The following is a 16,581-nucleotide window of genomic DNA, read 5'->3' on the forward strand; positions in this document are numbered from 1 at the left end:
GCAAGAAATAATGAGTCAAAGATGAATACAATTAAAAATAATAATGTTAAAACTTTCAAAGATAGATTACATAGCTCAATGCAAGGTTTATCTGTTTCTGCTTTCGCTAAAAAATGTGATATGTCAGAAACGGTAATCCGAGATTATTTATCGGGGAAAACATACCCATCACTGACACGCTTAGAAGTCATTGCTGAAAAATGTAATGTTTCTTTTAATTGGCTTGCTACGGGACATAGACTAGAATTTGTAGACTCCAAAAATGATGAAGATGTTTACAATGAAAATATTTATCGTATTCCTGTTTATAAAAAACAGCTACCAACAAAAGAAGAAGCACAAAAAGAACGTTTTGTTAGAGAAACCCCTCCGGTAATGAATTATCCTATTATTGAAGGTTGGGTTAAACACCGTGGTTTAGATGCTAAAAAATTAATTATATATTGGGCCAAAGGTGATTTAATGTCACCAGAAATAAAAAATAATAACGGTCTAATCCTTAACACTGAAGTGAGTGACATCGTTGATGGAGCAATCTATTTAATTGAATATGAAGATATTACTTTCTTAAGAAAGGTACGTTTAACTCTCGATGGGTGGCTGTTAATTTGTAACAATAGCCAACACCCTACAATTGAAGTACCAAAAGCAGACTTTCATAAATATCATATTGTTGGTCGTGTTGTACTTATCATTAAAGATATTTATTAATGTCTTTAATCGCTATATATTAACTCTCAAGATATAATCAAAAACGAGGGAATATTAAACATTTTATTCCCTCCTAATTTCTATGATGCTTATAACTTAAATAATAACAGTTAAATAGTTAACTCATGTTTTTTAAATTTCATGTAGCATATTAGTGCAAAAATAATTTGTAGTTATTTGCATTACCCCATTTTTTCTATATTATTTATAATATTATCAATAAATAATCTTATTATTAACTAGGCCTAACATGTATCGATTTTTTGAAAAATTAGTGTCATCTTATCCGACAGATGAACCTCGTCCTATGGCTAAAAATTTTTTTAGTTTCATATGGCAATCAACTAAAGGAACTCGTTTATTTTTACTACTATTAATTATTTTTAGCGCGTTAGGTGGAGCTTTTGAAGCCTTTTTATACTCAGCCCTCGGTAAAGTTATTGATTGGCTTTCGATTGTTGAACCTAGCAAATTTTGGCAACAAGAAAAAACAACATTAATACTATTAACCTTAATTATCCTATCCAGTACAATTATTATTGGATTACAAACTATTATTAAACATCAGTGCCTAGCAGGAAATTTTCCGATGCGAATGCGCTGGAATCTACATAGGTTAGTACTTAACCAAAGTATGCGCTTTTTTCAAGATGAATTTGCTGGAAGAATATCAGCAAAAGTCATGCAAACAGCACTAGCGGTTCGCGATACGTGTTTCTTAGTGGCGGATATTTTCATCTATGTCATAATCTCGTTTATTACTATGGCAACAATCATCGGCCAATTAGATATTTGGTTATTAATGCCATTTATGTGTTGGTGTCTGATTTATGGAATTGCCATGTATTATTTTATTCCCCGATTAAGTAAAGTGGCTAGTATGCAGGCTAATGCTCGTTCTACGATGACAGGAAGAGTGACCGATGCCTATACCAACATTATGACAGTAAAACTATTTTCTCATGCAGGCAATGAAGCAAAATATGCGCAAGAATCAATGGATGATTTTTTAGTTACTGTTAACAAACAAATGCGTCTAGTCAGTAGTTTTGAAATTGTTAATCATTTATTGTCTATTTTATTAGTGTTAAGCACAACAGGCGTTGCATTGTGGTTATGGATAAATCAATTCATTGGTGTTGGTGCAATTGCAACAACAACAGCTGTTGCACTTCGTTTAAATGGTTTTTCACACTGGATTATGTGGGAAATGGCCGCCCTATTTGAAAATATTGGGGTTGTTAAAGATGGTATTAATACTTTTTCAGCAACTAAAACAGTTGTTGATCAACCCAATGCAACATCACTCACTGTTACTCAAGGAAAAATCGAATTTAAACACATTTATTTTGCGTATGACGAAAAGCAACGTCATTCAGTCATTGAAAATTTTGATTTAACAATTAAGTCTGGTGAAAAAATCGGATTAGTTGGTCGTTCTGGGGCAGGTAAATCAACACTTATCAATTTATTACTTCGCTTTTACGATTTACAAAGTGGCAAGATTGTCATTGATGGTCAAGATATTACGGCTGTTAGCCAAGAAAGCCTACGAGCTCAAATTGGTATGGTGACACAAGATACTTCATTATTGCATCGAACAGTTCGAGAAAACTTGCTTTATGGTAACAATCACGCTACTGAAAAACAAATGATTGAAGCAGCCCAAAAAGCACATGCAGACAATTTTATTCAAACCCTCATTGATGCAAGGGGTAGAACTGGATATGACGCATTTGTTGGTGAGCGAGGCATAAAATTATCTGGCGGCCAAAGACAACGTATTGCAATTGCTCGCGTTATCCTAAAAAATGCTCCTATTTTATTATTAGATGAAGCAACAAGTGCGCTGGATTCTGAAATTGAACAAGCAATCCAAGAAAGTTTATACACTTTAATGGAGGGTAAAACCGTTATTGCCATTGCTCATCGGCTATCAACCATTGCAGCAATGGATAGATTAGTCGTACTAGATCAGGGAAAAATCATCGAACAAGGAACACACCAAGAATTACTCATGAAAAATGGATTATATGCACAGCTTTGGAAACATCAAAGCGGCGGATTCTTAGCGGCTAATATTTAATTTTATGCTTTACCGTTAAATAATTTTTAGGACACATATTTATTTTAGATAAAACTTATGTGTCCTTCTTAGGAAATTATTATTGAATAAAGTTTTTATAAAATTCCGATTCAAAACGCATAATGGCACTATTTTGGGGTTCGCTTTGATTATCAGCGTGATAACCTGATAATAACTGCACGAAAGCCACATACTTGCCATCGGATTTTTGGATAAATCCAGCCAAATTATAGCAACCTTGAATATAACCTGTTTTGGCCAGTATTGTTTCTTTAAAAGGTGCTTGATTAAAGCTCTTACGATTTAGCAAAGTACCATCAACGCCTGCAATTGGTAGCATTTCAATAATTCTTAATTGCGCATTATTAGCTGAAATATATTGTAAAATTTCCATTAACTTGTCAGCACTTACTAAGTTCAATCGAGATAATCCAGAACCATCAACAATAACTAAGTTCTCTAAATTTATCCCTGCTTTTTTGCGTAAAATTTGCTTAACAGCATCGCCACCATTACGCCATGTACCTTGAACATTATAATAATGAGCACCTAACGTTCTAAAAATTGCATCTGCATATAAATTATTTGATTTTTTAAGCATCACCGTTAATAGCTCAGAAAGCGGTTCTGATTGGCTAGATGCTAACAAAGTCAACTGAACATTAGTCCTTTGATTACGTTCTAAAAGTGAACCTGTATACGTTATTTTTTGCTGTTTGAGCTCATTTTTTAAAATAGTAGAAAAATACTCCACCCCATTAATTACCGCAAACTTTAACGCTGTTTTATCCGAGCTTGCAGCAATGCATCCCGATAGATGGTAACGGTTTTTATCTGAATAGGTAACATCTAATTCACAATACTTATCATTGAGATCTTTACTATTTTTAGCTATGGTTTTCACATTTCCCGTCACCAAGACAGGAATGTTAGACGACGTAGATATTGTGGCTTGCCCCCCTACTTTACCTGGCATCACTGTTGCATAGAAACAATTATCATCAATAATCGCTGCCGATGGCGGAGCACTGTAACAAGCTGTTAAATTATTCCACGCCCATCCCTCAGCTTTATCATGACTGGTAAATATTGAAGTATCTAAAATCACATTTCCTGCAATTTTTTCAATACCTTTTTTACGCAGTTCAACAATCATATTTTTTAATTTTTCTCGGGTAAATGTTGGATCTCCACTTAATTGAATAATAAGATCACCACTTAACTGTTTATTACTTATTGAACCATTGGTTTGCATACGAGTTATAAATCGGAAATCACGTCCTAATTCAAGCTCTGCGGCTAAAGCAGTTATAACCTTTTGAGTACTTGCAGGCTGTTTAAACTGATCACTTTTATATTTTGCTAAAGTCTTAGGTTTACTTTCTACAGACTGGACCAAAATAGATAAATCACTTCCTTTAGGCAAAGAAGATATATAAGGCTCTACCGAAAGTGCATGCAATAATCCAGTAAAAAAAGGAAGAAGAAATAAAATAATTACTTTAAATTTTGTCATGAATTTTAGCTCAAAATTGTATTAACTTAAAACAGTTAAATGTAAGTTGCAAATATAACTTTTTTTGATTTAGCTAGCAATATATACTCAACCACTTTTATAATTACGATCTATTGAATAATTCAATATAACCAAAACGCAAAATTCACTCCATATAGCTAATATTAGGTAATATAATTATGATTCAAGATTCATTAGGCTTTCCAATAGAAACTATATTGGTATTTATTGGACTAGCCTTGGCCGCAATTATTATTGATTTATATGCTCACCACAACGATAAACCAATTAGTTTAAGCAATGCCATTGTTTGGTCACTATTTTGGATAATCGTTGCATTGGTGTTTGCACTATATTTGTACCTTCATCATGGCAGTGCTATAGCCAGTTTATTTATTACAGGTTATGTCCTTGAAAAAGCATTATCGGTTGATAATTTGTTTGTGATTATGGCTATTTTTTCGTGGTTTGCAGTACCAAATAATTATCGACATCGCCTACTTTATTGGGGAGTTATTGGCGCTATTATATTTCGTGCCTTATTTGTGGTAATTGGTACAGGTTTGCTATATTTGGGGCCTTGGATGGAATTTGTATTTTCGATCTTAGTTGCTTGCACAGGAATCATGATGTTAAAAAATCAAGACAATGACCAAGATATCAAAGATTATTCAAATCACTTTGCTTTTCGCATAGCCAAACGTATTTGTCCATCTTATCCCAAAATTGTCGGCCATCACTTTTTATTGTCTCAGAAACAACTTGATACAGAGCTTGCAAAACCTGAAAACAAAAATTTAGTGGATACAATACCTAAAAGTACTTTTTATGCTACACCGCTGTTTCTATGTATTATTGTAATCGAACTAAGTGACATTATGTTTGCTTTTGATTCAGTTCCTGCAGTAATCGCTGTCAGCCAAGAACCATTAATCGTCTATAGTGCTATGATCTTTGCTATTTTAGGACTTAGAACGATGTACTTTATTTTACAAGCCATGAAACAGTATTTAGCTCATCTTGGTAAAGCAGTTATCTGTTTACTCTTTTTTATTGCCGGAAAATTGGTTTTAAATGCAAGCAACCACCTATGGGGGTATGGTATTGATATAGCTCCAACCACAAGTCTTTATATCGTTTTAGGCATACTAGCTTTGGGGATTATTGCAAGTATTATATGGCCAGAAAAGAATAAATCTCAATAATTGCAATAACGATATTGGCAGGATTACCTGCCATTTTGGGTTTATATTTATTGGCGTTTTAAAGAGCGAATAAAATAGCTCACACATAAAATAACAAACCAAATAGGTGTTGCCACTAATGCTTGGCGGGTATCTGCCTCGAAAGTAAGTAACACAATCATGAAAGCAAAAAAAGCTAAACAGACAACACACATCAAAATACCACCGGGCATTTTAAATTGAGATTGTTCATGCAAGTTTACTTTTTTACGACGATAAGCAATATAAGAAATAAGAATCATCGACCAAATAAACATAAATAAAATAGCTGAAATTGTAGTTACTATGGTAAAGGCTTCCATGACATTAGGCACTAAGTAAATCAAAACTACACCACCAAATAAACAAGCACACGAAAACACTAAACCATTAGCCGGTACTGAACGACTTGATAATTTGCCAAAAGGCTCTGGCGCATCTTGTTTTTTAGCAAGTCCAAATAGCATTCGGCTTGTTGAGTAAATACCGCTATTAGCGGAAGATGCAGCTGATGTAAGTACTACGAAATTAATAATACTTGCAGCTGCAGGTAAACCAATTAAAGTAAATAATTCAACAAATGGGCTTTTATTTGGAGAAATTAACGTCCAAGGTGTGACACTCATAATAATGATTAAAGCAAAAACATAGAAAAAGATAATACGTGCTGGCACAGAGTTAATAGCACGAGGTAAATTTTTGCTCGGATCGACTGTTTCTGCAGCCGTTGTACCAACTAATTCAATTCCCACGAAAGCAAAAATAGCAATTTGAAATCCAGCAAAAAAGCCCATAGTACCATGAGGAAAAAAGCCGCCGTACTCCCATAGATTCGAAAATGTAGCTGTGGTATCTGTTTGTTCGGAATGGAAAGCAGTTATAATAAGAATTAGTCCAATACCAATCAGTGCTAAAATTGCAACAATCTTAATCATTGAAAACCAAAACTCTGTCTCACCAAACATTTTTACAGTTAATAGATTTAAAGTTAATAGCAAGATAACCGTCAATAACATTGGTATCCAAGATTGTAGTTCAGGAAACCAATGTTGCGCATATCCAGCAATTGCAATAACATCTGCAATTCCTGTAACCACCCAGCAAAACCAATAAGTCCAACCAGTAAAAAATCCGGCCCAAGGACCTAGAAGGTCGTTGGAAAAATCACTAAAAGACTTGTATTTCAAATTAGAAAGAAGGATTTCACCCATCGCACGCATAACAAAAAAAAGAATAAAACCAATAATCATATACACAAAAATAATAGAAGGTCCAGCAAGACTAATTGTCTTTCCCGAGCCCATAAATAAGCCAGTACCAATTGCACCACTAATTGCAATTAATTGAATATGACGGTTAGAAAGGTTTCGCTTTAGATCATGCTTTGAGGATGTAATGCTCATCGCTATTATTTCCTTTTGTTTTCACAATTTCTCGATTTTCTAAGAATATAGGACTATAAAGTCTATAAAATAAAAGCGCAAGCTGAATCGTTATGAAAACTTTTTATAGATTCTTAATAATTAACTGTAGTTTCTTATAATAGAATCTTGTAGCATAGCATTATATGTTTTATAACTGATTATAATTAATGACTAAGATGAAAGAAAACAGCCATTACTATCGCTTTTATGCTTTATGCTTTTTTATTATGTTATCGCTATTAAGCGGTTGTCAAAGCAACAAAAATGAAGGACAACAATATAGAGATGGAAAATTACCATTACCTCTCAACATCAGCCATCCACAACTGCCCTCGCCTATTAACATTTCTGACTATATTATCCAAGTTTCAAAAATTAAAGAAATATCACCATCTTTATATCAAAAAAATGAACATATATATAAAGCTATCGACGCTTGGATTAACCGTTCATTAGGCACCAGTGAATTTAAAAAAGTCGGATTAAATAGCTATGAAATGGCTGGGCAAGATGGCTATGGTAACGTGCATTTAACAGGTTATTACACTCCCGTGATTAAAGCAAGACATACACCAACTGCAGAATTCAAATACCCCATTTATAAAATGCCGCCTAAAACAACAAAAGGAAGATTACCAAGCCGTGAACAAATTTATAATGGAGCATTGTCAGGGAAAGGGCTTGAAATCGCTTATAGTAACTCTTTGATGGATAACTTCATCATGGAAGTACAAGGCAGTGCTTATATTGATTTCGAAGATGGTTCTCCTTTAGTCTTCTTCTGCTATGGTGGCAAAAATGGCCATGGTTATTCAAGCATTGGAAGATTACTAGTAGAACAAGGTGAAATCGAAAAAGAAAAAATGTCGATACAAGCTATCAAAGATTGGGCCAAAAATAAAAGTGAAAAAAAACTGAAAGAATTATTAATTCAAAACCGCTCATTTGTTTTTTTTAAACCACAACATAATGCTGAAGTAAAAGGCGCTGCTGCAGTACCTTTAGTTGCTAATGCATCTGTCGCCTCTGATAAATCACTAATACCAATTGGTTCGGTGGTATTAGTTGATGTTCCTCTACTTGATAATGATGGACAATATCGCGGTAGAAGAGAGACTCGTTTAATGGTTGCACTTGATGTAGGTGGTGCAATTAAAGGGCATCATTTTGACCTTTATCTCGGTATTGGAGATAAAGCAGGTAAATTAGCTGGTTATTATAACCACTATGGCCGTGCATGGGTGATTAAGCCTTAAACGACTAACATCGACGCCATTAGAAGAACCTGTTAGAATAACGCAATACGAGTTGAATTAAGGATCACCCATGAGATTATGCGACCGAGATATTGAAGCGTATTTACAAAATGGTAAATTAAAAATAACGCCACAACCGGCAGCGAGCTGTATTAATGGTGCAACCGTTGATGTTAGATTAGGTAACCAATTTCGAACGTTTCGAGAACATACTACACCTTATATAGATTTAAGCGGACCTAAAGAAGAAGTATCGGCAGTACTAGAACGTGTGATGAGTGAAGAAATGATATTACCGGAAGGTGATGCCTTTTACTTACATCCGGGTGAATTAGCATTAGCGGTAACATTAGAATCAGTCACTATTCCTGATGATTTGGTTGGGTGGTTAGATGGGCGTTCATCGCTTGCAAGACTAGGACTTATGGTTCACGTTACAGCCCATCGAATCGATCCCGGTTGGCAAGGACAAATTGTATTAGAATTTTACAATTCAGGAAAAATTCCATTAGCACTTAGACCAGGAATGACCATCGGCGCGCTCAGTTTTGAAACACTAACAGGACCTGCTGAAAGGCCATATAACCGAAGACAAGATGCTAAATATAAAGACCAACATGGAGCTGTCGCCAGTCGTATTGATAAAGACTAAACGGTTTATAACCTTAAAAAAGGAATATTAATATGATCAAAAAAATATTGGTTACTTTACTTATCTTAATTTTAGTTATCACAATTAGTATTGTTTCTCTTATTGTTTTTGTCGATCCTAACAATTTTCGTGGGTTTATTTCCAATACAGTAAAAAATAAAACAGGCTATGAATTATCTATTGAAGGTAATTTGCGCTGGCACATATGGCCACAAGTGAGTATTTTAACCGACTCAGTAAAACTATCCGATAATGGCTCTGAAAAACCCATTTTAACTGCAGATAACATGAGACTGGATGTTGAATTACTGCCTCTTTTTTCAAAAAAATTATCAGTTAAAAATGTATTTATAAAATCAGCGATCATCAACATTACCGATGAAAGTAAAGGAAATATTGCAAAGAATAAAGTTAAAATTTCCTCGAATACTATCAATGATGATAAGCCTACTGATTTAAAGGCTCAAAAAAGTTCATCTAATTGGGAATTTAACCTAAATAAGTTTGAAATTGCTGATAGCACTGTGGTATTGCAACATAGTGATGATCTTATTAACTTTAGAAATATTAATTTAGTGATAGAACAAAATAAAGATAAAAATGTCTCTATCAACTTAAAAGGAAACATAGATAAAAATCAACAAGATATATATTATGTAGCTAACGCTTCTGTTGATTTAAATCAATTTCCAGAACAAACTACAGTCGATTTAAAAAAGTTAGATTTTACCTATAAGGGCGTTACTAATTCAGCAAAAGAGCTAAAAGGTAGTATTAATGGTGTATTTAACTACCAACAAACCCCAATGTTATTAAACAGTCAAAATTTATCTTTTTCAGTTAATGAGAATCATTTTACCGGTACTATCAACGCCGATTTAGCAAATAAACCGGATATAGATTTACAGTTAAATTCAGAAAAAATCGACCTTACTTCATTTTTAGAAATAGATGAAAAATCGAAAGAAAAGACAACTATCCAACAAACTTCACCCGTAGTATCAAATGTCACAAAGAGCGATAATGAATTAAGCTTTCTAAATACTTTTAATGCTAAAGCTAAATTGAATATCAAACAGCTCAATGCTAATAAAATCACATTAAATAATATTGAAGTTAATATAGTTAATAATGACGGTATTGCAATATTTAAAAATATTAGTTTAGATTTTGCTAAAGGCCATATAGATGCAACTGGTGTGGCAAATGGCAAACAAAAAAATACGCTAATCAAACTTAATACTAAAATAGCAAATATTAATTTAAATACATTTTTCAGTCAGATAGATACCGAAAACGATCTAGATGGTTTATTTAACGCTACTGGAGATTTAGAAAGTAACAGTTTATCGAGTTCCAAACTGTTAGCCAACTTACAAGGTAATCTAGATATTGTTGTAACCAATGCAAAACTCAAAAATCTTAATATTCAAAGTATTATCCAAAATGCAGCGGCACAATATTCGAAAGATGTCATAACACCTGAAAATCAAGAAAAATATACCCAATTTCATAAAATTTCGACCAATACCTACTTGAAACAAGGCAATTTGGAATTTTCTACATTAAGTGCGAATTCTGAGACACTTGATATCATTGATGGTTCAGGAAGAGTTGGGATATTAAAGCGAGATTTAGATATTAATTTGAGTTTAAAAATGTTTGGCGGCTGGAACGGAAAAAGTGAAACCATTGGAAAACTGCAAAAATTGACAATACCATTACGTATTTATGGACAATTTGCTAATCTTCGTTACCAAATAGATATGGGTAAATTAATCACCGATATGCTAAGTGATAAATTACAAGAGCGGTTAGACAAACTTCGTGATAAATTAGAAAACCGTGATGCTAAAGAACACTCGAAATCTAAATCCAAAGCCATTGATATATTAGATGGATTGCTCAAAAAGTAATAATAAAAAACCAAATTGCTCACTAACCAAAAGCTTGCTTTTAGCGAGCTTTTGGTTTAATTGTTAAAGAAAAAAACTCACACCATGGACAACAGAAAAAAAGAACAATATCTTCCAAAATCGTTTTGTCCTTAAAATTAAAGTCATCAATTTTGAATTTATTTGTGAACTACTGACTCTGTTTTATAACTTTAATGATATTTTTTGGCATAAAAACCAGCAAACATGCACAAAACTATATTGGTAAATTGCTTTTTTGGCATTTTTAATAAACAACAACAAAACTGTTCCCAAAAAGCTCAAACGCTCTAACCCCAACCGCACCAAACTCAATCATCACCTATACCCGATAAAAACAAGTCAGAAAAATAATTGATTTTATTTAATTTTTTATTCACTCTTTTAAAAAAATTACTTATTATGAGCAACCACAACTACTGATACCCAAATCCTTGTAATATTCTCATCTTCCATCCGTATATGGCTTAACTAAAACATCTGTTAGATGCTTGTTGACATTGGATTTGGTGCTAGATAACCTACCATCTGTAATTTACTCATCGCTAAATAGATATCGCTAGTATTGGTTTTTCATCGGTTAACCTATAGCAGTCACACCCAAATATAAAAAACAATAAAACTATTTTTGTTTTTTTTAAGTTGTTATGCCCCAAGATTGTAAAACCCAAGAAAAAATAAACCCCGAATTACCTCGGGGTTTATATCAATCTAAGTGAGAAAAACTTATTTTTGTATACTAATATCTAAGTCATTTATAAAATAAACTTACTTAGATCTTCATCTGCAACAAGTTTATCTAAATGATCACCAACGTATTTAGCATCAATTGTGACAGTTTGTCCATCAAGTTCGCTAGCCTCAAATGAAACCTCTTCCATCAATCGTTCTAATACAGTATGCAATCTACGCGCACCAATATTTTCATTTTGCTCATTTACTTGCCATGCTGATTCGGCAATTTTGCGAATACCATCTGAAGTAAAATCAATATTAACGCCTTCCGTTGCCATTAATGCTTTATATTGAACAGTAAGTGAAGCATTTGGTTCAGTTAAAATACGCTCAAAATCTTCACTAGTTAGTGCTTGTAATTCAACTCTAATTGGTAATCTACCCTGCAATTCAGGAATTAAATCAGATGGATTGGCTGTTTGGAAAGCACCTGATGCAATAAACAAGATATGATCTGTTTTAACAGCTCCGTGTTTAGTCGACACAGTACAACCTTCAACCAATGGTAAAAGATCTCGTTGTACACCTTCACGTGAAACATCTGGACCAGATGAATTACCGCGTTTACAAACTTTATCTATTTCATCAATAAAGACAATTCCGTTCTGCTCAACCGCTTCAATCGCTTCATGCTTAAGCTCATCAGGATTAACCAATTTAGCAGCCTCTTCTTCGATGAGTTGTTTGAACGCATCTTTAATTTTCATTTTACGTGGTTTAGTTTTTTGTCCACCTAAATTTTGAAACATTGATTGTAGTTGGTTTGTCATCTCTTCCATGCCTGGAGGAGCCATAATTTCAACACCGATATTCACACCAGCTAACTCAATTTCTATCTCTTTATCGTCAAGTGAACCTTCACGTAATTTTTTACGAAAAGCTTGTCTTGCTGTTGAATTATGATTATCTTCAACTTGTCCCCAGCCATCTTTAGCTGGTGGTACAAGCACATCTAAAATACGATCTTCAGCAAGTTCTTCCGCTCGATTACGATTTCGTTCCATGGCTTCTTGGCGGATCATTTTTACTGCTGAGTCGGTTAAGTCACGAATAATGGAATCAACTTCTTTTCCAACATAACCAACTTCAGTAAACTTAGTCGCTTCTACTTTAATAAATGGTGCGTGTGCCAATTTTGCTAATCGTCTTGCAATTTCAGTTTTACCCACCCCTGTTGGACCAATCATAAGTATATTTTTAGGCGTAACTTCATGACGCAATGTTTCATCTAGCTGCATCCGACGCCAACGATTACGCAATGCTATAGCCACAGAACGTTTGGCTTTATCTTGTCCTATGATGTGTTGGTTTAATTCGCTTACAATCTCACGAGGAGTCATTTCAGACATAGTTAAATTTCTCTTAAATCAGATTAATAATTAAGTTCTTCGATTGTTTGGAAATTATTAGTATAAACACAAATATCACCAGCAATCGATAATGATTTTTGCACAATATCATGTGCAGAAAGTGAGCTATTATCTAATAAAGCCCGAGCCGCTGCTTGCGCATAAGGACCGCCAGAACCAATAGCAATTAAATCATCTTCTGGTTGAATAACATCACCAGTCCCTGTAATAATCAGTGACGCACTTTCGTCAGCAACAGCAAGTAACGCTTCTAGTTTACGTAGCATTCTATCAGTTCGCCAATCTTTAGCTAGTTCAACAGCAGCTTTGGTTAAATGTCCTTGGTGCATTTCTAATTTTCGCTCAAATAGCTCAAATAGAGTAAAAGCATCAGCAGTACCACCGGCAAAACCTGCAATCACTTTGTTATTATATAAACGACGAACTTTACGAGCATTACCTTTCATAATAATACGTTCACCTAACGTGACTTGGCCATCACCACCGATAACGACTTGCCCCTCACGACGGACACTGACAATTGTTGTCATGTTCTGCTCCTTCTTTTACTTAAATAACTTGGTTCGAAATGAATAGAGGATATATTGGGGTGATTAATGTAATTTCAACATTTACATTTGCAGATATAGGTAATTTATTGTAAAGATTTTTTAGAAAACATCGTATTTACGTATAAAAATCATTTCGGTTGAAAGTCAATTGTCATCGTTTTTACTTGATTATAAAACGCACTTGCAGGCTTTGGAATTACTGCTTGTTTAGTCGCTGCAAGAGCTTCTCGACATAATGCCTCATCACCACCTTTTGCACTAACACTAAGTAACAAGCCATCTGGCGCTATTTGAATTTCTAATACACAATTGCGACCACTATATAACTTATTAGGATTAATAAATTTATTACTGATGGCATTTTGAACTAAAGATTTATATTTATCGAGTTCTCCATCTGAAACACCTTTACGACTGGCTGCACCGCCTGATGGACTGGGCGTGCCAGATGTTAGCCCACCTAACAAATTATCAAGTTCTTTATCTTTTTTTGCTTGTGCCGCTTTTTTTGCTTTTTCGGCTGCAGCTTTTTCAGCTGCGGCTTTATCCGCCGCAGCCTTTTCTGCAGCGGCTTTTTCAGCGGCTTGCTTTTTTGCTTGTTCTTGCTCTTCTTTTTGCTTAGCTAGCTCTGCTTGTTTACGTTCATTTTCAGCTCGTTGCTTTTCAAGAAGTTCTTGTTCAGCTTTTGCTTTAGCTTCGTGTTCGGCTTTTTGTTTCGCTAATTCTTCTTGTTTTCGCTGAGTTTCTTCTCGCTGTTTTTCTAATAACTCTCGGTCTGCTTTTAATTTAGCTTCTTGTTCTGACTTTTGCTTTAATAACTCAGCCTGCTGTTGCTCTAAACGCTGTTTCTCGGCTTGCCTTTGCTGCTCTTCCAATTGTTCTTTCGCTTTGCGATCTGCTTCTTCTTTTTGTCTTGCAGCCCGTGCAGCCTCCGCGGCTTCTGCTTCTTTCTTTTGTAGTTCCTCTACTTTTAAGCGCTCTCTTTCTAACTCTTTTAGTCTCTGTTGCTGAGCCAGCTGTTGCTCTTGCAGTTCACGAGCCTGATTATCTATTTGTTGCTGTCTTTGTTGTTCAGCTTGTTTTTGACTAACTTGTGTTTTTAGTTGTCTTTGGTACTGTTCGGTCATCACGGAAGGATCAACCATAATAGCGTCTATAGAATTTCCATTAATGCTGCCATAGTTAACGTTATTATCATGCATAGCATGATACCCCAAGATGATGATTAAAATCACATGTAATATAATGGATATTATAATTGCTATACTTAATTTTGAATTTGGCTTATAAGACATTGCTGACATCTTGCTATATTATTTTATTTAAATTGGTTGAGTCATTAATCCTACAGACTTTACGCCCGCAGATTGTAATAAATTCAAGGCTTTTATAATTTCTTCATAGGGAACATCTTTAGCTCCACCGACTAAAAAAACAGCTTTGTCATTAAGTGACATTTGTTGCTTCACTTCAGCGACAATCTGCTCTTGTGGTAAATTAGATTGACGATCCTGATCAATAATCAGTGCATATACACCCACACTAGATACTTCAATAATAATTGGTTTATTTTCTGAAGATGAAACCGTTTTTGATTCCGACGCTTCTGGCAGGTCAACCTCAACACTTTGGCTAATAATTGGCGCTGTTGCCATAAAAATAAGCACTAATACTAATAGTACATCCAGTAATGGGACTATATTGATTTCAGATTTAGTTGAATAACGTGAACGTCTGCTTCTGCTCATAATTACTTCCTAACAGCAACAGCTTGACGTTGTAAAATTGCAGAAAACTCATCAATAAAGTTAAGGTAACTTTGTTCAATTCGGCTTACCCCCAACGACAAGCGATTATAAGCAAGTACCGCAGGAATAGCAGCAAATAAACCGATTGCAGTTGCAATTAATGCTTCAGCAATCCCTGGGGCAACCATTTGTAACGTGGCTTGTTTAACGGCACCTAACGAAATAAATGCATGCATAATCCCCCAAACCGTACCAAACAAACCAATATATGGACTAATAGAACCTACCGTACCTAAAAAAGGAATATGCAATTCTAAGTTATCAAGTTCACGATTCATAGCCAAACGCATAGAACGTGATGCACCATCCAAAGCTGATTCAGCCATATTTGGATTTATTTGATACAAGCGTGAGAACTCTTTAAAACCTGAATAGAAAATATGTTCTGTACCGCTAATTTCTTCTTTATGAAATTTTGCTTTATCAAACAAAACATTTAAATCATCAGCAGCCCAAAAACTATTATCAAATTGCTCAATTTGTTTTTTAGCTTTACCTAAAATCTTACTTCGTTGAAATATAATAGCCCACGACATAACGGAAAAAGCAAGTAGCAACAACATAACGCATTGTACTAACAAGCCTGCCTGTAAAAACAGATTAATAATATTCAGATTTTCCACTTATATAAACTCCAAAACTAATAACTTGGGAAGCCCGCACGGCTTCATTTTAATAATATCAACACAAGCGATAAGAACACCTGCTGTACTAATAATTTGTTTATTTTGATTAAAAATAGTTTGCTTAAAAATAATAGACGCTTTGCGAACCTCTTCAACTTTAGAGCTAATAGTTAGCATATCATCTAAACGGGCTGGGAATTGGTAGCTAATATCCATCTTTTTTACAACAAAAGCAATACCTTCTTGTAATAATGTTTGTTGACTAATACCAAGCTGCCTTAAAATTTCTGTCCTTGCTCGTTCATAAAAAGCAAGATACCTAGCATGGTAAACAACACCACCAGCATCCGTATCTTCATAATAAACTCTTGCATTCCAATTGAATTGTCTCATACCCTAATTACGCTAATTAAATTTAGCGCTATTATATCTGAATATAAAATTTACTGCACTACGATATAAAAAACACAAATGAAAAAAATTATCATTTACATTTTATTCTTTACAAATTTATTTAACAATTAAAAAGGCGACGATTCGCCACCTTTCTATTAATTTTATTTTTTAATTAATATTATTTGTTATTAGATTCTTTTTCGCTACTATCGCGTTCAATCCATAAGCCTGTTACTGCGGATAGCATACATGCAGCAATAAGTCCTATAAGCCATAAAATGTAATACATAATT

General features: G+C 34.3%; 15 protein-coding genes. 6 read left to right on the forward strand and 9 right to left on the reverse strand.

Annotation, left to right across the window (positions count from 1 at the left end; translation table 11 throughout):
- Positions 1-21: 21 nt before the first annotated feature.
- Positions 22-711, forward strand: a complete 690-nt coding sequence (locus ACYIAJ_RS06300; RefSeq protein ID WP_160401940.1) for a LexA family transcriptional regulator — start codon at positions 22-24, stop codon at positions 709-711.
- A 250-nt stretch (positions 712-961) separates the two neighbouring features.
- Positions 962-2,797, forward strand: coding sequence for an ABC transporter ATP-binding protein (locus tag ACYIAJ_RS06305; protein ID WP_483559178.1), 1,836 nt, complete (start codon positions 962-964; stop codon positions 2,795-2,797).
- Between the two features lie 79 nt (positions 2,798-2,876).
- Here ACYIAJ_RS06305 and dacB read toward each other — a convergent pair whose 3' ends face one another.
- Positions 2,877-4,313, reverse strand: a complete 1,437-nt coding sequence (gene dacB, locus ACYIAJ_RS06310) for a serine-type D-Ala-D-Ala carboxypeptidase (RefSeq protein WP_483559179.1) — start codon at positions 4,311-4,313, stop codon at positions 2,877-2,879.
- 179 nt (positions 4,314-4,492) lie between these two features.
- Here dacB and ACYIAJ_RS06315 point away from each other — a divergent pair, with 179 nt between their 5' ends.
- Complete coding sequence (locus tag ACYIAJ_RS06315) at positions 4,493-5,518, forward strand: TerC/Alx family metal homeostasis membrane protein (protein WP_483559180.1); 1,026 nt, start codon at positions 4,493-4,495, stop codon at positions 5,516-5,518.
- A gap of 47 nt (positions 5,519-5,565) precedes the next feature.
- On the opposite strand, the gene cycA is transcribed toward ACYIAJ_RS06315, so the two are convergent.
- Positions 5,566-6,948, reverse strand: a complete 1,383-nt coding sequence (gene cycA / locus ACYIAJ_RS06320) for a D-serine/D-alanine/glycine transporter (protein ID WP_483559228.1) — start codon at positions 6,946-6,948, stop codon at positions 5,566-5,568.
- 179 nt (positions 6,949-7,127) lie between these two features.
- On the opposite strand from cycA, the gene mltA reads away from it, so the two are divergent.
- From mltA to asmA, 3 genes are all read left to right on the forward strand, one after another.
- The gene (gene mltA / locus ACYIAJ_RS06325; protein WP_483559182.1) at positions 7,128-8,216 is read left to right on the forward strand and encodes a murein transglycosylase A; all 1,089 of its coding nucleotides are present in this window, start codon (positions 7,128-7,130) and stop codon (positions 8,214-8,216) included.
- A gap of 70 nt (positions 8,217-8,286) precedes the next feature.
- On the forward strand, positions 8,287-8,868 hold the full coding sequence (dcd, locus tag ACYIAJ_RS06330) for a dCTP deaminase (RefSeq protein WP_483559184.1): 582 nt from the start codon (positions 8,287-8,289) through the stop codon (positions 8,866-8,868).
- 32 nt (positions 8,869-8,900) lie between these two features.
- A complete protein-coding gene (gene asmA / locus ACYIAJ_RS06335) occupies positions 8,901-10,784 on the forward strand; it encodes an outer membrane assembly protein AsmA (protein ID WP_483564488.1) in 1,884 nt (627 codons plus the stop codon).
- A 773-nt stretch (positions 10,785-11,557) separates the two neighbouring features.
- Here the strand turns inward: asmA and hslU are convergent.
- The 7 genes from hslU to ACYIAJ_RS06370 all read right to left on the reverse strand — a co-directional run bounded on the left by hslU (position 11,558) and on the right by ACYIAJ_RS06370 (position 16,577).
- Complete coding sequence (hslU, locus tag ACYIAJ_RS06340; RefSeq protein ID WP_483564489.1) at positions 11,558-12,886, reverse strand: HslU--HslV peptidase ATPase subunit; 1,329 nt, start codon at positions 12,884-12,886, stop codon at positions 11,558-11,560.
- A gap of 23 nt (positions 12,887-12,909) precedes the next feature.
- Complete coding sequence (hslV, locus tag ACYIAJ_RS06345; protein WP_483564490.1) at positions 12,910-13,437, reverse strand: ATP-dependent protease subunit HslV; 528 nt, start codon at positions 13,435-13,437, stop codon at positions 12,910-12,912.
- A gap of 149 nt (positions 13,438-13,586) precedes the next feature.
- A complete protein-coding gene (tolA, locus tag ACYIAJ_RS06350) occupies positions 13,587-14,762 on the reverse strand; it encodes a cell envelope integrity protein TolA (RefSeq protein WP_483564491.1) in 1,176 nt (391 codons plus the stop codon).
- 18 nt (positions 14,763-14,780) lie between these two features.
- Positions 14,781-15,206, reverse strand: a complete 426-nt coding sequence (tolR, locus tag ACYIAJ_RS06355; protein WP_483564492.1) for a colicin uptake protein TolR — start codon at positions 15,204-15,206, stop codon at positions 14,781-14,783.
- Positions 15,207-15,208: 2 nt separating this feature from the next.
- On the reverse strand, positions 15,209-15,889 hold the full coding sequence (gene tolQ / locus ACYIAJ_RS06360; protein ID WP_483564493.1) for a protein TolQ: 681 nt from the start codon (positions 15,887-15,889) through the stop codon (positions 15,209-15,211).
- Positions 15,890-16,285: a tol-pal system-associated acyl-CoA thioesterase gene (gene ybgC / locus ACYIAJ_RS06365; protein WP_483564494.1), complete on the reverse strand. Its 396-nt coding sequence runs from the start codon at positions 16,283-16,285 to the stop codon at positions 15,890-15,892. It abuts the gene before it with no gap.
- Between the two features lie 181 nt (positions 16,286-16,466).
- The gene (locus tag ACYIAJ_RS06370) at positions 16,467-16,577 is read right to left on the reverse strand and encodes a cytochrome bd oxidase small subunit, CydX/CbdX family (protein ID WP_483564495.1); all 111 of its coding nucleotides are present in this window, start codon (positions 16,575-16,577) and stop codon (positions 16,467-16,469) included.
- Between the last annotated feature and the right edge of the window lie 4 nt (positions 16,578-16,581).

This window comes from Gilliamella sp. X-46 (assembly GCF_057063525.1).